Genomic DNA, 13,661 nt, shown 5'->3' with positions numbered 1-13,661 from the left:
ATCAGACAACCGCTGATCACTGCTCGGCTTCACCCATCCCACACGTGGCACGGGCTCGAGAATAACAGCCGTGTGATTCTAAGTAAACGGTATTGGGGCTAGTGGTCTGTTTTGGCCATTGGTGTGAGTGTATGTGCATGCGGGACACGGGTATTCCGTCAGAAGATTGCAATCCAGTGCCGGTGGTAGCGTCGCGCAGGCTGGAGGGGTGCGGCCCGATTCACCGGGCATCACCCACGAAAGGCACGGAAGGTGCAACAAATGGTTCAACAGCAACGGGCGGCGGTGACCCGAGCGCAGATCGTCCGCGGAGCAGCGGAAATGTTCGACAAGTCCGGGTTCGAGGGAGCCAGTCTCGTCGAGATCGTCGAAGCGGCCGGAATGACGAAGGGTGCCCTGTACTTTCATTTCAATTCCAAGGAGGAGTTGGCCCGGCACATCATCGCCGAGCAACACCGGATCTCCATCGCGACGGTGCAGGCCATCGCCGAACAGGAAGCGTCGGCGATCGAGCAGATCGTGATGCTCTGCCACGAGATGGCCCGGCAGATCGTGCAGGACCCGATCGTGCGGGCCGGCATCCGGATCACCCTCGAGCTCAGCGCCGACGACCGGGGCCCCGCCGGCCCCTACCTGGACTGGATCACCGCCTGCCAGACCCTGGCGACCCGTGCCGTCGTCGAGGGCGACCTCCTCACGAGTATTGATCCGCCGTCTTTCGCGCGGTTCGTCATCGGCGCGTTCACCGGAGTGCAGACCGTGTCCCAGGTCCTTGCCCACCGCACGGATCTCGAGCAGCGGGTCGACCAGATGTGGATGTTCCTGCTACCCGGGATCATGCCCGCCACGCGGCATCACGGCATGACGCGGATCCGGGCCGCCCGCACCAACGTCCCCGTCACAGGATCGTCCGACCACCAGGACCAGCCCGCTACGACGAACTGAGACGGACCGGATTGTCTCCGGCTCGGGTGCAGACGGTGAACGCTCGCCCGGCGATGGTCGCTCCCGGCCACATCGGTTTGATTCCGGTCGGGCAGCCGAAGCGGTCCTGGGCGTCACCGATGGTGGCGGTGGGGATACGGGCGAACGCTGCGACGAGCTGGTCGGGTTGCACCACGACACCTCTTTCGGATGGTTTCCACGGGGCTCGGGGTCATGCCGAATCTCACTCCTCGACGAGGGGTGCGGTCCGTAGGGGTGTGAACACCCCGGTGGCGGTCGCGACCAGGGTGTCGTCGACGGTGAGGTCGGTTCGCATGAACAGCAGCGACCGGGTCCCGGGTGCGGTGTGGGGGCGGGCGCGCAGGATGTCGCCGACGTGGATGGGAGCGACGAAGTGCACGTCGAGGTGCACCGTTGCCGTGGTGGGGGCGCCGCTGTGCGCGCGGGCCGCGATGCCGAGTGCGCGGTCGGCGAACGTCATCACCAGCCCGCCTTGCACGATCCCTCGCCGGTTGCGGTGCTTGTCCTGGCACACGACCGCGACCTCGGTGTGTTCGCCGTCGGTGCGGGTGTAGAAGGGGCAGACCAGGGCGATGAAACCGTCGTCGATCACCTCGGTCCATCCGTCCTCGGGTGACAGCGCCGTCGCACCGTAGCCGGTGGTCACTTGATGGCGGTGGCGTTGGCGGGTGAGCCGACACCGCCGGTGAGGTTGAGGGGTTTGACGGTCAGCAGGCATTCGTAGCGGCGGTCGCGGGCGCAGTCCTCGCCGAGTTCGTCGAGTTTCCACAGCTCGCCGATGGGCAGGCCGAGCAGGGCGATGAGCTCCTGGTGCATCATGCCGTGGTCGGTGTCGGCTCCGAACGGCGAATCAGCTACTGCGGGCAGGCGTTCGAGTGCGAAGGTGTCCGAGGCGGCGAGGGCGACCTGATGGTCGGCGAACCAGTCGATCGCGGCCTGCGACTGGGCGAGGCCGGTGCAGGTCTTGCTGGTGTGGATCTGCGCGCGTTCGTCGGCGGTGGCCTCGTCGAGGAACCACTGAGCCCAGCCGGTGCGGATCAGCAGCAGATCACCGGTGCGTAGCTGCACGTCCTGCGCGGCCAAGGTGTCGTCGAGTTCGCTGATGTCGAGGGCTTCGCCGCCGGCATGATCGATCGGTTTCCCGAGGTGGGTGCGGTGGCGGCCGATGTCGATGAGGATGCCGCGGCCCACGATCGGGTGCTGGGACCAGTGGTTGATGCCGAGGGCCGGATTGCCGGCGACAATGGCGGCGTCGGGGGTGCCGTTGTAGAAGCCGTGCTCGGCGTGGCGGCGGTGCCGCAACCCGTCGAGGTGGCTGGCGGCCTGCGGCCAGAATCCGTCCAGGTAGTCGTCGCGGTGGTCGCGGTGCCGGGACACCAGATGATGTTCGGGGGCGCTGCGCAGCGTCGCCAGGGACGGCACGAACGCGTCGAGGGGGTAGTCGAGGCCGAAGACAGCTCCCCGCTGGACCAGGGTGGCGGCGTCGCGCACGTGGTCGGGGCCGGCGTAGTTGGCCATTCCCCGGTCGGGCGTGGTCTGGAACTGTCCCCAGGTCGAGCGCGTCGGCGCGGTCGCTGTGCCGGTGGTGGGGTTATCGATCGGCATGGGTGGTGTCCTCGACGGCGCGGGCCGGGTGGCCGGTGTAGGTGGGCAGCAGGGTGCGGGGGATCGGTCCCTTGTTGCGGCCGCCCTGCTGGGTCTGTTCCCAGCCGTGGGCGAGGATGCCGACCGAGCGGGACAGGACGAACAGTCCGCGGCCGAGGGGCGGGGGGAAGCCGAGTTCGGCGTAGACCACGGCGGTGGCGCCGTCGATGTTCATCGGGACCGGTCGGGTCCGTCCGGCGGCGAGGGATTGCTCGAGGGCGAGGGCGGCGTGCAGGTATTGGCCGGACACCGCGCCGTCGTCGCGGGCCGTGGCGACCAGCGAGAGCAGTGGGTCGCGGCGCGGATCGCGGGGGTGGAATCGGTGCCCGAATCCGGGCACATACCTTTTGGCGGAACGGTATTCGGCCACGATGCGGTCGGCGACGGGGCGCAGTTCGGTGGGGTCGGTGGCCTGCTCGACGATGTCGGCGAGCACGCTCATGCATTGCTCACCGGCGCCGCCGTGGACGTCGCCGAGCATTCCGACGCCGGTGGCCATCACGTTGTTGAGGCCGACCCCGCAGGTGGCGGCCATGCGGGAGGCCGCGATCGAGGGTGCCTGCGGGCCGTGGTCGACGGCAGCGACCAGGGCGGCGTCGAGGAGTCGTTCCTGCCAGGGGGTGGGGCGCTGCCCGCGGATCATCAGCCAGACCATGCCGGCGTAGGAGGTGGTCGGGATCAGGTCCTCGATGGCGTAGCCGCGGTAGCGGATGACGCCGGGTGAGATGTCGCTGATCTCGGTGCGCCACCAGCCGGTGACGTCGTCGATGGTGGTCTCGGCCGCGCCGGGGACCGGGCGGCGTGCGGTGGTGGTCATACCGCGCCTTCCGTGTGCAGTTCGGTGATCTCGGCGGCGGTGAAGCCGAGATCGGTGAGCAGTTCGTCGGTGTGTTCGCTCAGCGTCGGGGGCGCCGACGCCGGGGCCAGCGGGCGGCCGTTGACGTGGAAGCCGGTGCCGAGGACGCTGACCGTGCGATCGGGCAGGTCGACCTGGTGGACCAGTTCGCGTTGAGTGATTTGTTCGAGGTCGAGGGATTCGGTGACGTCGAGGACCAGTCCGGCGGGTACCCCTGCCTCGTTGAGCAGCGGCTCCCACTCGCGGGCGGACTTGGCCGCGAGGGCGGCCTCGATCTCGACGCGCAGTTCGGAGCGCCGGTTCTTGCGGTCGTCGCGCAGCGCGAACCGGGGGTCGTCGATGAGGTCTTCGCGGCCGATCAGCTTGCACAGGATCTCGAATTGTTCCTGCTTGTTGGCCGCGATGTTGAGGGCACCGGATCCGGTCTGGAAGGTCGCCGACGGTGCGCCGGTGGGGTTTTCGTTGCCGTTCGCGCTGGGTTGCCGTCCGGCGATGAGGTAGTCCGAGACCACCCAGCCCAGCGCGGTCAGTGAACTCTCGAGCATCGACACATCGAGGTAGACGCCCTCGCCGGTCCGGGCCCGGGACGCGAGAGCGCCGTTGATGGCCATGGCGGCGGTCATTCCGCCGAGGGTGTCGCACACGGGGAATCCGACGCGCAATGGTGCGGTGTCGGGGGTGCCGGTGACCGCGCTCATCCCGGACAGACCCTGGATGATCTGGTCGTACGCCGGGCGCTCGCGCATCGGCCCGGTCTGCCCGAAACCGGAGATCGCGCAGTACACCAGCCGGGGGTTCATCGCGTGCAGCTCGTCCCAGGAGTAGCCGAGGCGGGCGAGGACTCCGGGGCGGAAGTTCTCGACGAGGACGTCGGCGCCGGCGATCAACCGGTCGAACACGTTCCGGCCGGCCTCACTTTTGAGGTTGACCGTGATCGAGCGCTTACCGGCGTTCTGGGCCACGAAGGACGCGCCGAACTTCTGGCTCGACAGCGCGGTGTCGGCACCGAGCTGTCGAGCCAGGTCGCCGCTGCCGGGTACTTCGACCTTGATGACGTCGGCACCCATCAGCGACAGCTGGTAGCTCGCGTACGGGCCGGCGAGGACGTTGGTGAGATCCAAGACTCGGATTCCGTCGAGCAGCTTCATCGGAAGATCCTTTCCGTGGGGCGAATCCCACCAAACAAAAGGTGTCGTTGTGTGACGTGCCTAACCCTACCATCTGAACCATCTAGCGGTCTATCTGCACCGCCTGATGGTTTCTGTTGTCAACCGGAGAGCATCCCTGGAGATCGGTTTCTCCGAACCGTAGGGTGGTACATCGGAAGAATCGCTGAGCAGGGAGGATCAGAGGTGACTGCGGTACCTATGGATTCAGCAGAGAAGCCGGCCGTCGCCGACTCGGGTGTCCGCAGCGTCACCCGGGTGATAGACCTGCTCGAGTTGTTCGATGCCACGCACCCGACCCGCAGCCTCAAAGAACTCGTCGAGGGGACGAAACTGCCGAAAACCACTGTCGTGCGCCTGGTAGCGACGATGTGTGCGCGCAGCGTGCTGACAAGCCGCGCGGACGGGTCCTACAGCCTCGGCCCGGAGATGCTGCGCTGGGTGCGCCTGGCGGGCAAGACCTGGGCGCCGCCGGAAGAAGTTGTCGACATCATGCGCCAGCTCAGCGCCGACACCGGCGAGACGGTGAACCTGTACATCCGGCAGGGCCTGTCCCGGGTCGTGGTCGCGCAGTGCGAGAGCACCGCGACCGTACGAAGCGTCATCCCGCTCGGAGTGCCGTACCCGCTGTGGGCCGGCGCCGCCGGCAAGATTTTGCTGCTGGCCGCCCCCGAACTGATCGACGACGTGGCCGCGGACTCCCCGCACGGCCCCGAATTCGCCGACCAGTTGCGAGAGAAGGTCGAGACCGGGCGCGAACGCGGCTACCAACTGGTGCACGGCGAGCGGGAGCTCGGCTCCTCCGGGCTGTCCTTCCCGCTCATCGACTCCCACGGCACGGTCGTGGCCGCGTTGACCCTGGGCGGTCCCACCGGCCGGTTCACCGACGACCGGACACCCCGCTACATCGAATGCACCCGGGCTGCGGCAGAGGAGATTTCGGCCATCGGCCTGCCCGGCCTGGACTGAACCCCAACTGGTGTGCTGCCCGGCCACGCGGGACTGGGCGGGCAGCACGCCGCTTTCTGCGGGTGCGCTCGCGGGGGTGGTGGATATTGCTCTTCCCCTGGCGCACCGAGAAATGCCGGTATCTCGACCGGGGTACGGGCGGTCGAGATGCCGGCACTGATCGCGCTCTCCACTCGGACAACAACGGCCGAGGGAAAGGCCTTCTCCTACCTCACGTGCGGGCGTCGATTCGGCGCGCTAGCTTCGAGAGCCCGACGTTCATCAGCAGGTAGATGATCGCGATCAAGACATAGACCGGGATGGCGTACTGTCCGCCGAGGTATTCCACTGCGACCCGGCCGCTGCGCAGCAGTTCGGTGTAGCCGATGACGAAGCCGAGGGAGGTTTCCTTCACGATCGTCACGACCTGGCTGATCAGGGCGGGCAGCATGATCCGGATGCCCTGCGGCAGCAGGATGATGCGGAAGATCTGGGTCTTGCGCATGCCGATCGCGGCCGCCGCTTCGGCCTGACCGCGGGGCAACGACGCGATCCCGGCGCGGAAGATCTCGCTCATCACCGCGCTGTTGTAGAGCGAGATGCCAAGGGCCAACGCCCAGAACGACGGGACGACGATCCCGAATTGGGGTGCGCCGAGGAAGATGAAGAAGATCAGCACCAGCAGCGGCAGCCCGCGGAATATCTCCACCCATACCCGCACGATGCCGCGCAGAATCATGTTGTCGGACATCCGCATTGCCGCGAGGATCATGCCGAACACCACCGAGAGCACGATGGAGACGATCGCGCAGGAGATGGTGGCGAGCAGGCCCTTGAGGACGCTGCGCATCAGGTCCCGGTCGAGCAGCACCGACCACAGGTCGGGGCTGAGCTGACCGTGGGAGCCGAGCTGGTAGAGCCCCACGGCCGCGGTGATCGCGACCACGACGGCACCGACCCAGGTGGCGTTGCGGACTTTGCGTTGGCCTTGCGGGCCGAGGACGTCGTACATGGGGGTGGTCGGTTTCGTCGCAGTCGCTGTCGTTGTCATCGGGCCACCGCGACTTTCTTCTCGACGATGTTGGCGATGGTCCCGGCGGGGATGGTGATCACCAAATACAGGATGCTGGTGGCCGCGAGAATCCACAGCACCGCCTGACTCTCCTCGGCGATCACGCCTTCGGCGCGGGTGAGCAGTTCCGCGACACCGAACGCGCTGGCGATCGCCGAACTCTTGGTCAGTGCGATGAACACGTTGATCAGCGGGGGCACGACGCTGCGGAACGCCTGCGGGAGCACGATGTAGCGCAATGAGCCGCCGAAGGTGAGACCGATGGAGCGGCCGGCTTCGAACTGCCCGACCGGGATCGCGTTGATACCCGAGCGGACGGCCTCGCAGAAGAAGGCGGAGTAGTAGATCGCCAGGGCGGCGACGGCCGCCCAGAAGAACGGGATCTTGATGCCGAGCTGCGGGAACGCGAACAGGGTCATGAAGTAGATGACGGCGGTGGGGACGTTACGGAACGTCTCGACGTACCCGGAGCCGATCGATTGCAGGAGTGGGATCGGGGAGACACGGAACGACGCGAGGATCGTTCCGCCGATCAGCGCCAGGACCGTGGAGACGCCGATCAGCGCGAGCGTGACCGCGAAACCCTCCATCAGGGCGCCGAAATGGTCGACTACGGTGTGCATGGGATGTCCTCGAAGTGAGACGAAAAGATCTAGGTGCAGGGCTGCAGTTCCGGCATGACCGGCTGCTGCTTGGTGTAACGGCCCAGGCTGTCGGCCCAGGCTTCCTCGGCGGAGCCGTCGCGGTAGTAATCGGTGATCGCGCCGTTGAGGAACTCGCAGAACGCGACATCGCCCTTGGCGATACCCACCCCCCACGACTCGACGGCGAAGGGCTTGTTGATCAGCTCGATGTCCTTTTGATCCTTGCTGACGTACCCGGCGCCGATCGGTCCCTGGGTGGCGAGCGCGTCGACCGACCCGTTCTTGAGGGCATCGATGCACTTGGACGAGACGTCGAACTCGATCAGGTTCGTCTGCGGGAAGTTCTTGCGCAGCGACGCCGACACCGCCCCACCGAGGGTCGAGCACACCGTCACCCCGGCAGGGGTCTGCGGGTCGGTGATGTTCTTCGGGTTCCCCTTCACAGTCACCAGGTCGTTGTTGATGTCGAGGTAGGGGCCGCCGAAGCTGATCACCTGACGTCGCTTGTCGTTGATCGACAGCGTCGCGACGACGACGTCGACCTTGTCCTGCTGCAGCAGCTGCTCGCGGCTGGCGGAGTTGGCCTCCGTCCACTCGATCCGGTCGGCGGGCACACCGAGTTTGCCGGCGATGTACCGGACCAGATCGATCTCGTATCCCTCCTGCTCGCCGCGCAGGTTGCGCGCCGACAGCCCCGGATGATCGAACCGGGTTCCCACCCGCAACACACCCTCACGAGCGATCTTCTCCATCGTCGTGCCGGGTGCGAACTGGGGTGACTGAGCAACCGCCGGGGTGATGCCCGTGGTCACGGTCGAGCGAGTGCCGAACAGAGCGATACCGGCGATGGCGAACACGGCCACCAGCGGCACGATCGCCTTACGGGAAAACCTCATGACAGACAACCTTTTTCGTGTCGACGGTGCGGCGGTCAGTGCAGGACCTTCGACAGGAAGTCCTTGGCGCGCTCGGTCTGGGGATTGGCGAAGAATGCGTGCGGATCGGCCTCCTCGACGATGCGTCCGGCGTCCATGAAGATCACCCGGTTCGCTGCCGACTTCGCGAAGGCCATCTCGTGGGTGACCACGACCATCGTCATACCGGTCTCGGCGAGCTCCTTCATCACCTCGAGGACCTCGTTGACCATCTCCGGGTCCAGGGCGGACGTCGGCTCATCGAAGAGCAGCACCTTCGGCTTCATCGCCAGGGCACGCGCGATCGCCGCGCGCTGCTGCTGTCCGCCGGAGAGCTGGGCCGGCATCTTCTCGGCCTGATTACCCACACCGACTCGGTCAAGGAGCTTGCGGGCGGTGGCCTCGGCCTCCTTCTTCCCGAGTCCGAGAACCTTGGTCGGCCCGAGCATGACGTTCTGCAGGATTGTCATGTGCGAGAACAGGTTGAACGACTGGAACACCATCCCGACCTCGGCGCGTAACCGCGCCAGTTGCTTGCCTTCCTGAGGCAGCTCGACACCGTCGAGCAGGATCCGACCCGAGCTGATCGGCTCGAGACGGTTGATCGTGCGACACAAGGTCGACTTTCCCGACCCGGACGGGCCGATCACCACCAACACCTCGCCGACAGTGATGTCGAGGTCGACATCAGTGAGCACGTGATGGGTGCCGAAGTACTTGTTCACACCCTCCATGCGCACCAGCACCGGCGCGTCGAAGGACGCCGACGTGGGCGACGGTTGATCGATAGTCGAGTGCATGATGCTCCTCCGTAAAAAAGCCCGACAGGTCATGTCTGTGACGGACCCTCACCAGGCTCGGCAGGGAGTGATCCAGGTCATGTTCCGATACACGAAGCTAGCACACAAACCGTCAGGCGGTCCATATAAATCATCTAGTGGATCGTCCAGTTGGCCTCACACTACCGATCGAGGGAACTGCAGCATGAGCTCCCTCGAAAGTCGCCTGCAGATCACAAAGTGCGTCCACCTGGCATTTTGCTCCGAGAGGTGGCGGAACTGGTTTTGTTCAGTTCGGGTCGAACTCGGAGCTGCGCGTTCCGGCCGAGGGTCTACGCTGCCGACGACGCGAAGGAGAAGTTCGTTCGGAACTTCGCCTCCGCGTGGACAACGTGATGAAACTCGATCGGCTCGATCTCCCCGATTTCTCGTGCCCCTGGTGCGGCACCCCGCGAGCTCGCCTTCCGTGTGGTGCCGCACCCGGCCGCAGGGTTTCGCAACCGTCACAGTGAGTCGAAGAGGGCTTCCCGCGGGCACAGTTGCGCTCAGATTGTCAAGTGGTCTGGTTGTGCAGCAGCACTTTCGGCACATGTCGCCGCGTGCCAGCGGTAGTTCCCCTCTCTTTGGTGGTGAAGCGAGAGGACCACCCGAACAATCTCAGCGCGTCACCGCCGTAGGGGCCCAGATGCCCGAGCCAGTCCTGAGATTGGGCGTATCCGCGAAGCCACCGCGTCTCAGACTGAGATCCGACTTGCACGGAGACGACGTACGCTCGTCTACGTAACCGGTGGAGAACAGGGCGATGACCAACGATGACCACCAAGGACCTGCAGAGGGCACGGGACCGTTTTCTCGTCGAGCATGATCTCGACAGCTCCGTTCGGGACACCATCTCGAATTCGTGGCAGCGATCGAAAGCGCTCGAGGTACGACCCGATCAGCTCGCGCTTCCCTTCGTCCGCGAACCGAACCTGGACAGCCCCCTCGTCACGGCGGCCGCCCCCGTACTGCTTCAACTGGCGGACGGGCTCGTTGCCGAGCCGGTCAGCGTGATCCTGACCTCAGCCGACGGCGTGGTAATGACCAGGATCACCGCCAGCCGACGACTCAATCAGGCACTCGACGACGTCAACCTCGCGCCTGGCTTCAGCTACTCCGAAGAATTCGCCGGCACCAACGGGATTGGCACCGCCCTCGAAACTCGTCAGCCCACCCTCGTCACGGGCCCCGAACACTATGCCGACTGCCTCGGGGAACTGGCATGCGCCGGTGTGCCGATCAACGACCCGGTGACCGGCGCCCTCGTCGGTGCGCTCGATCTCACCGGTTGGGTCGAGGACGGCGGACCGTTACTGGCCACCCTCGCGCGGTCGGCCACCGCCCAGATAGAAGGACGGCTGCTCGCCCAGGCGAGCGCGGAACAGCTCGCGTTGCTCGACGCCTACCTGAAAGCCTGTCGCCGCGCACCGCAGACCGGGGTACTGGCCCTCGGCGACGATGTCGTCCTGATGAACCGGCGACTGCGCCTGGCAATCGATGCCCAAGATCAGGCCGCGTTGCTCGAGCACGCGGTCGATCTGACCACTGCGCCGACCCGACATCGACACATCGTGGACCTTCCCAGCGGGCAGACCGCCCGCCTGTCTACCGTGGACGACTTCGGGCCCAAAGCTCGACGGCCGTTCTACATACACTGGGTCTGCTAACCGGGCGAGAGTGCTGATGTACGACCTGGCCAACCGGTTCTCCCCGGGGCCCGGTGTCGGGACCAGGTCGATCGCCGCCCCGCGGCGGGTGCACGAGCACACCGTCAGGCGTTCCGAAGAGCTCGGCGTCGGCCGGCCAGCCGTCGGCGCGGTGACAGTACACCTTCGCCTCCCGCGGCCACGACGACCGGGCCTTGAACACGATCCCGTCGGCACCGAGCGGCACCCGGACCAGATACGAGCCCTCCTCGGGTTGCGGGCGATGAGGAGGTCATCGGGCAGGAAATAGTTCACCTCCCCCCGGAATTTCCTGCCCCGGGATTACGCCGCAACCACGATCCGTGGACACGATTTCACTCGGCGTGATCGCCAACCCGATCGGTCTTTCACACCCGCCACGGCGCCCCTTTTCCGCCAATCCCCACCATCGGATGATGCAGACCATCCTCCTGACCAGCCCTTTCCGTCCACTCCCCCACTCCCCACAGAGTGGACCACGGTCGGCGAAATCAGGTTCCCCATCTTCGTGATGGATACCCCGGACGGCGGCGGGGAGCCCGCGGCCCATTCGTGCGCGGAGGCGGTCGAAACATCATCCGGCCCCTGGGGCGACAACTGCCCGTCCGGTGAGGGGCAAGAGTCGGGCGCGACGCAGGAAAACAGCACCCATTGTCACGAGGCGACTTCCCGACGTTCGCGTCGGTCCGTGTGCGTTACATCGGGCGGCGACCAGGAATCACCACTCACCCCACCACGGCACCCACGCCGGTGGGCGGAATGCCAACCCACCCGTGGGCGCGGATCGCCTCGAGATGCAGGAGCACCACACCCGGGAGCCCACCATCAACGCTGCGGGAGGCGACAACGTGGATCTACAACGGCGGGTGGTCATCGGCTCCGCCAGCTTGTCGTACAGCTCCACCATCGCGGATGAGGCCGTGGTCATCACCGACGACCCCGAGGTCGTCACCGCCGTCCGGAAGTTCATCGACGGCATCGACGAGATCACCGAGGTCGACCAGGTGTTCCTCGACAACGCCACCGCCATCTGGCAGATCGGCCGCGCCGTCCCCCTACCAGGAATCAGTGGCCGGGTGCGCGCCGAGCCTGACTTCTTGCCCACGCCGGTCACCCGAATGTTCCTGTGGCACATCACCGACTACCAACCCGGCGCCGCGGAAGAACACGAGCGCACAGCCCACACCAGCCGCCGCACCACCTCCGCCGGACCGACCGCGAAGTACCAGCTCGAATGGTTCCGCCTCGATCTCCCCGGCGGAAGCAGCCGTAGCCGACTCCAGCGGGGTGACAGCTCCAGGTCACCGCCGACAACGAATGGCTCTACCCGCCCCGCGGTCGTGGACTCCGACCCGATCACGATCCCGCACACCCGCACAGCAGTGGCGTACCAACTACGCACCCGAAGCGACCTCGAGCCCATCGCGGTAACCGACGCACAGGCACGGCTCGCCGACCTGGGGCACCCCCATCCCCGACTGCACGCCGACCACCGCATCGTCTCCCCCTGCTTGCGGGCCGCGCTGCTCCGACTCTGGAACCTGTAAACCGATCCGCACATTTACAGGCTTGACCAGGGCATACGACAGCGTCCCCGCCATTGCGGCAAACCGACATCGCCGCGGATTTTCGGTGGGCTTCGCCCACCCCGTTTCCTCTCATCCCAGACTCATCGGGGTGGTCTCACGCCAGGGCCAGGACCCATGAACGCGCCTCCAGGTGGCGGGCAAGTAGATCCAGCATCGCGGCGTCGGGATGCGCGAGTTCAGGAAGGTCCTTCGCGCTGGTGACCGCCTGGTCGACCGCGGTGACCGTCCGGCGGCATTCACCGATGACCTCCGGTTGCAGACGAAATCTTCAGGTACATCCTCGCCGCGGAGCAACCGCACCGCAGTCCCGGGTCAGGGCTGCAGATCCGCGGGTTCAGGCTGTGCGGCGGGTGGTGTGGGTGACCGCGCACATCGGGCACCAGGTCGCGTCACCGACGATCCATCCGTTGGTGCGGGCAAAGGCGACCGCCTCGGGCCGGCCGGCGACGGCGGCGTCGAAGGTGTGCTCGCACAGATCGCATCGCAACGTCCAGCCACGCCTGCCTGTGAACCGCACCATTGCAAATGTAGTCATGTCACCCCCGCGACTTCGACACTGTGCACCCAGCATGACACAACCCGCCCGGGTCGTGGTGGCCCACGCAGGCGCATGCCGCGCCGTGATAACCCGGACCCCGGCCGCTCCGGCACCTTCCGTCGCACTACGGGATACGTGTCACGGCATGCGGTTTCGTCCGGAATCGTGACCTCGGTCCGGTCGCCGGACAGCTACGTGTCGGTGCCGAGTGCGGACTCGGCGGTGGGCGGGGCCGGATGGTCGTGGACCACGTGCTCCCACCAGGAATCGAGCGGGCTGGGTTCGGGCCACACGATCGTGTCGTCGGCGACCGGCGATGCGCTCTCGCCCGGTTGGCTCGATGCGGTGCCGGTGGTGTCGTTCGAACAGTCGGTCTCAGACATGATCGTGCGCATCCTGTCGCGTCAGCTCGCGTGCGCGTGGCGGTGTGGGGGAAGTTGGGTGATCAGCTGGTCCCACCCGTCGAATCGGACGGCGTCGGACCGGCGGCGCCGGGGTGGGGGGCCGGCGGCGAGGTCGACCAGGCTCCGGGCGGCGCCGAGGATGGTCAGGTGATGTCGGCGAGATACGTCGAGGAGTTCGTCGAACGCCTGGTCGTCGCTGCAGCCGCGGGCGGCGATCAGGATTGCTTTCGCGGTGGCGAGGAGTTCGCGACCGTCGGGCCGCCGGCGGGGAATCAGGCGCGTCGGGCCGGGAACCGGGGTGAGGGGTGGTTCGGTGGTGTCCTCGATCATGGGGCGTGTTCCTTCGCTCTCGTGCATCGGCCGAGATCCGCCGGTGTGCGGACAAATCCCGTGGGACGAACAATGTGAGTCACGTCA

14 protein-coding genes and 2 pseudogenes are annotated in these 13,661 nt (G+C 66.4%); 4 read left to right on the top strand and 12 right to left on the bottom strand.

The window, feature by feature from the left end:
* The first annotated feature begins 261 nt into the window (after window positions 1-261).
* A complete protein-coding gene (locus tag ACFWAY_RS22855) occupies window positions 262-945 on the top strand; it encodes a ScbR family autoregulator-binding transcription factor (RefSeq protein WP_378512278.1) in 684 nt (227 codons plus the stop codon).
* Here ACFWAY_RS22855 and ACFWAY_RS22850 read toward each other — a convergent pair.
* The 5 genes from ACFWAY_RS22850 to ACFWAY_RS22830 are packed head-to-tail and all read right to left on the bottom strand — an operon-like array spanning window position 932 to window position 4,614.
* On the bottom strand, window positions 932-1,120 hold the full coding sequence (locus ACFWAY_RS22850) for a hypothetical protein (RefSeq protein WP_378512277.1): 189 nt from the start codon (window positions 1,118-1,120) through the stop codon (window positions 932-934). The genes ACFWAY_RS22855 and ACFWAY_RS22850 overlap by 14 nt on opposite strands.
* 48 nt (window positions 1,121-1,168) lie before the next feature.
* The gene (locus ACFWAY_RS22845) at window positions 1,169-1,612 is read right to left on the bottom strand and encodes a PaaI family thioesterase (RefSeq protein WP_378512276.1); all 444 of its coding nucleotides are present in this window, start codon (window positions 1,610-1,612) and stop codon (window positions 1,169-1,171) included.
* Window positions 1,609-2,571 (bottom strand): cyclase family protein, encoded by a 963-nt coding sequence (locus tag ACFWAY_RS22840; protein WP_378512275.1) that lies wholly within the window; start codon window positions 2,569-2,571, stop codon window positions 1,609-1,611. Before ACFWAY_RS22840 ends, ACFWAY_RS22845 begins: the two co-directional genes overlap by 4 nt.
* Window positions 2,558-3,427 (bottom strand): citryl-CoA lyase, encoded by an 870-nt coding sequence (locus tag ACFWAY_RS22835; protein ID WP_378512274.1) that lies wholly within the window; start codon window positions 3,425-3,427, stop codon window positions 2,558-2,560. Before ACFWAY_RS22835 ends, ACFWAY_RS22840 begins: the two co-directional genes overlap by 14 nt.
* Window positions 3,424-4,614 (bottom strand): CaiB/BaiF CoA transferase family protein, encoded by a 1,191-nt coding sequence (locus ACFWAY_RS22830; protein WP_378512273.1) that lies wholly within the window; start codon window positions 4,612-4,614, stop codon window positions 3,424-3,426. Before ACFWAY_RS22830 ends, ACFWAY_RS22835 begins: the two co-directional genes overlap by 4 nt.
* Window positions 4,615-4,818: 204 nt before the next feature.
* Between ACFWAY_RS22830 and ACFWAY_RS22825 the strand changes: the two genes are divergently transcribed.
* A complete protein-coding gene (locus ACFWAY_RS22825) occupies window positions 4,819-5,601 on the top strand; it encodes an IclR family transcriptional regulator (protein WP_378512272.1) in 783 nt (260 codons plus the stop codon).
* A 211-nt stretch (window positions 5,602-5,812) separates the two neighbouring features.
* Here ACFWAY_RS22825 and ACFWAY_RS22820 read toward each other — a convergent pair whose 3' ends face one another.
* Genes ACFWAY_RS22820 through ACFWAY_RS22805 form a run of 4 tightly spaced genes read right to left on the bottom strand, consistent with a single transcriptional unit; the run spans window position 5,813 to window position 8,944 of the window.
* The gene (locus ACFWAY_RS22820; protein WP_378512271.1) at window positions 5,813-6,631 is read right to left on the bottom strand and encodes an amino acid ABC transporter permease; all 819 of its coding nucleotides are present in this window, start codon (window positions 6,629-6,631) and stop codon (window positions 5,813-5,815) included.
* Window positions 6,628-7,275 carry an amino acid ABC transporter permease gene (locus tag ACFWAY_RS22815; RefSeq protein WP_378512270.1) on the bottom strand — a complete coding sequence of 216 codons (648 nt, stop codon included), beginning with the start codon at window positions 7,273-7,275 and terminating at the stop codon, window positions 6,628-6,630. Before ACFWAY_RS22815 ends, ACFWAY_RS22820 begins: the two co-directional genes overlap by 4 nt.
* 29 nt (window positions 7,276-7,304) lie before the next feature.
* Window positions 7,305-8,192 carry a glutamate ABC transporter substrate-binding protein gene (locus tag ACFWAY_RS22810; protein WP_378512269.1) on the bottom strand — a complete coding sequence of 296 codons (888 nt, stop codon included), beginning with the start codon at window positions 8,190-8,192 and terminating at the stop codon, window positions 7,305-7,307.
* A gap of 35 nt (window positions 8,193-8,227) precedes the next feature.
* The gene (locus tag ACFWAY_RS22805; RefSeq protein WP_378512283.1) at window positions 8,228-8,944 is read right to left on the bottom strand and encodes an amino acid ABC transporter ATP-binding protein; all 717 of its coding nucleotides are present in this window, start codon (window positions 8,942-8,944) and stop codon (window positions 8,228-8,230) included.
* A gap of 857 nt (window positions 8,945-9,801) precedes the next feature.
* Between ACFWAY_RS22805 and ACFWAY_RS22800 the strand changes: the two are divergent.
* A pseudogene (locus ACFWAY_RS22800) lies at window positions 9,802-10,683 on the top strand (GAF domain-containing protein); the annotation flags it as partial.
* A 545-nt stretch (window positions 10,684-11,228) separates the two neighbouring features.
* Window positions 11,229-12,260, top strand: a pseudogene (locus ACFWAY_RS22795) (phosphatidylserine/phosphatidylglycerophosphate/cardiolipin synthase family protein).
* A 376-nt stretch (window positions 12,261-12,636) separates the two neighbouring features.
* On the opposite strand, the gene ACFWAY_RS22790 reads toward ACFWAY_RS22795, so the two are convergent.
* The 3 genes from ACFWAY_RS22790 to ACFWAY_RS22780 all read right to left on the bottom strand — a co-directional run bounded on the left by ACFWAY_RS22790 (window position 12,637) and on the right by ACFWAY_RS22780 (window position 13,574).
* Window positions 12,637-12,837: a hypothetical protein gene (locus ACFWAY_RS22790; RefSeq protein WP_378512268.1), complete on the bottom strand. Its 201-nt coding sequence runs from the start codon at window positions 12,835-12,837 to the stop codon at window positions 12,637-12,639.
* A 194-nt stretch (window positions 12,838-13,031) separates the two neighbouring features.
* A complete protein-coding gene (locus ACFWAY_RS22785) occupies window positions 13,032-13,223 on the bottom strand; it encodes a hypothetical protein (protein WP_120662243.1) in 192 nt (63 codons plus the stop codon).
* A gap of 21 nt (window positions 13,224-13,244) precedes the next feature.
* A complete protein-coding gene (locus tag ACFWAY_RS22780; protein WP_378512267.1) occupies window positions 13,245-13,574 on the bottom strand; it encodes an ANTAR domain-containing protein in 330 nt (109 codons plus the stop codon).
* Window positions 13,575-13,661 lie beyond the last annotated feature (87 nt).

The sequence above is a fragment of the Rhodococcus sp. NPDC059968 genome (assembly GCF_042738615.1).
Classification (GTDB): domain Bacteria; phylum Actinomycetota; class Actinomycetes; order Mycobacteriales; family Mycobacteriaceae; genus Rhodococcus_F.
Note: the sequence above shows the minus strand (reverse complement) of the source record. Positions and strands in the feature narration are given on the sequence as shown.

Bases quoted from the DNA above. Each gene is read 5' to 3' on its own strand.
- ACFWAY_RS22810 (WP_378512269.1), bottom strand. From the start codon at position 8,192: ATGAGGTTTTCCCGTAAGGCGATCGTGCCGCTGGTGGCCGTGTTCGCC.
- ACFWAY_RS22790 (WP_378512268.1), bottom strand. From the start codon at position 12,837: ATGACTACATTTGCAATGGTGCGGTTCACAGGCAGGCGTGGCTGGACG.
- ACFWAY_RS22785 (WP_120662243.1), bottom strand. From the start codon at position 13,223: ATGTCTGAGACCGACTGTTCGAACGACACCACCGGCACCGCATCGAGC.
- ACFWAY_RS22805 (WP_378512283.1), bottom strand. From the start codon at position 8,944: ATGGAGGGTGTGAACAAGTACTTCGGCACCCATCACGTGCTCACTGAT.
- ACFWAY_RS22780 (WP_378512267.1), bottom strand. From the start codon at position 13,574: ATGATCGAGGACACCACCGAACCACCCCTCACCCCGGTTCCCGGCCCG.
- ACFWAY_RS22855 (WP_378512278.1), top strand. From the start codon at position 262: ATGGTTCAACAGCAACGGGCGGCGGTGACCCGAGCGCAGATCGTCCGC.
- ACFWAY_RS22820 (WP_378512271.1), bottom strand. From the start codon at position 6,631: ATGACAACGACAGCGACTGCGACGAAACCGACCACCCCCATGTACGAC.
- ACFWAY_RS22840 (WP_378512275.1), bottom strand. From the start codon at position 2,571: ATGCCGATCGATAACCCCACCACCGGCACAGCGACCGCGCCGACGCGC.
- ACFWAY_RS22835 (WP_378512274.1), bottom strand. From the start codon at position 3,427: ATGACCACCACCGCACGCCGCCCGGTCCCCGGCGCGGCCGAGACCACC.
- ACFWAY_RS22830 (WP_378512273.1), bottom strand. From the start codon at position 4,614: ATGAAGCTGCTCGACGGAATCCGAGTCTTGGATCTCACCAACGTCCTC.
- ACFWAY_RS22815 (WP_378512270.1), bottom strand. From the start codon at position 7,275: ATGCACACCGTAGTCGACCATTTCGGCGCCCTGATGGAGGGTTTCGCG.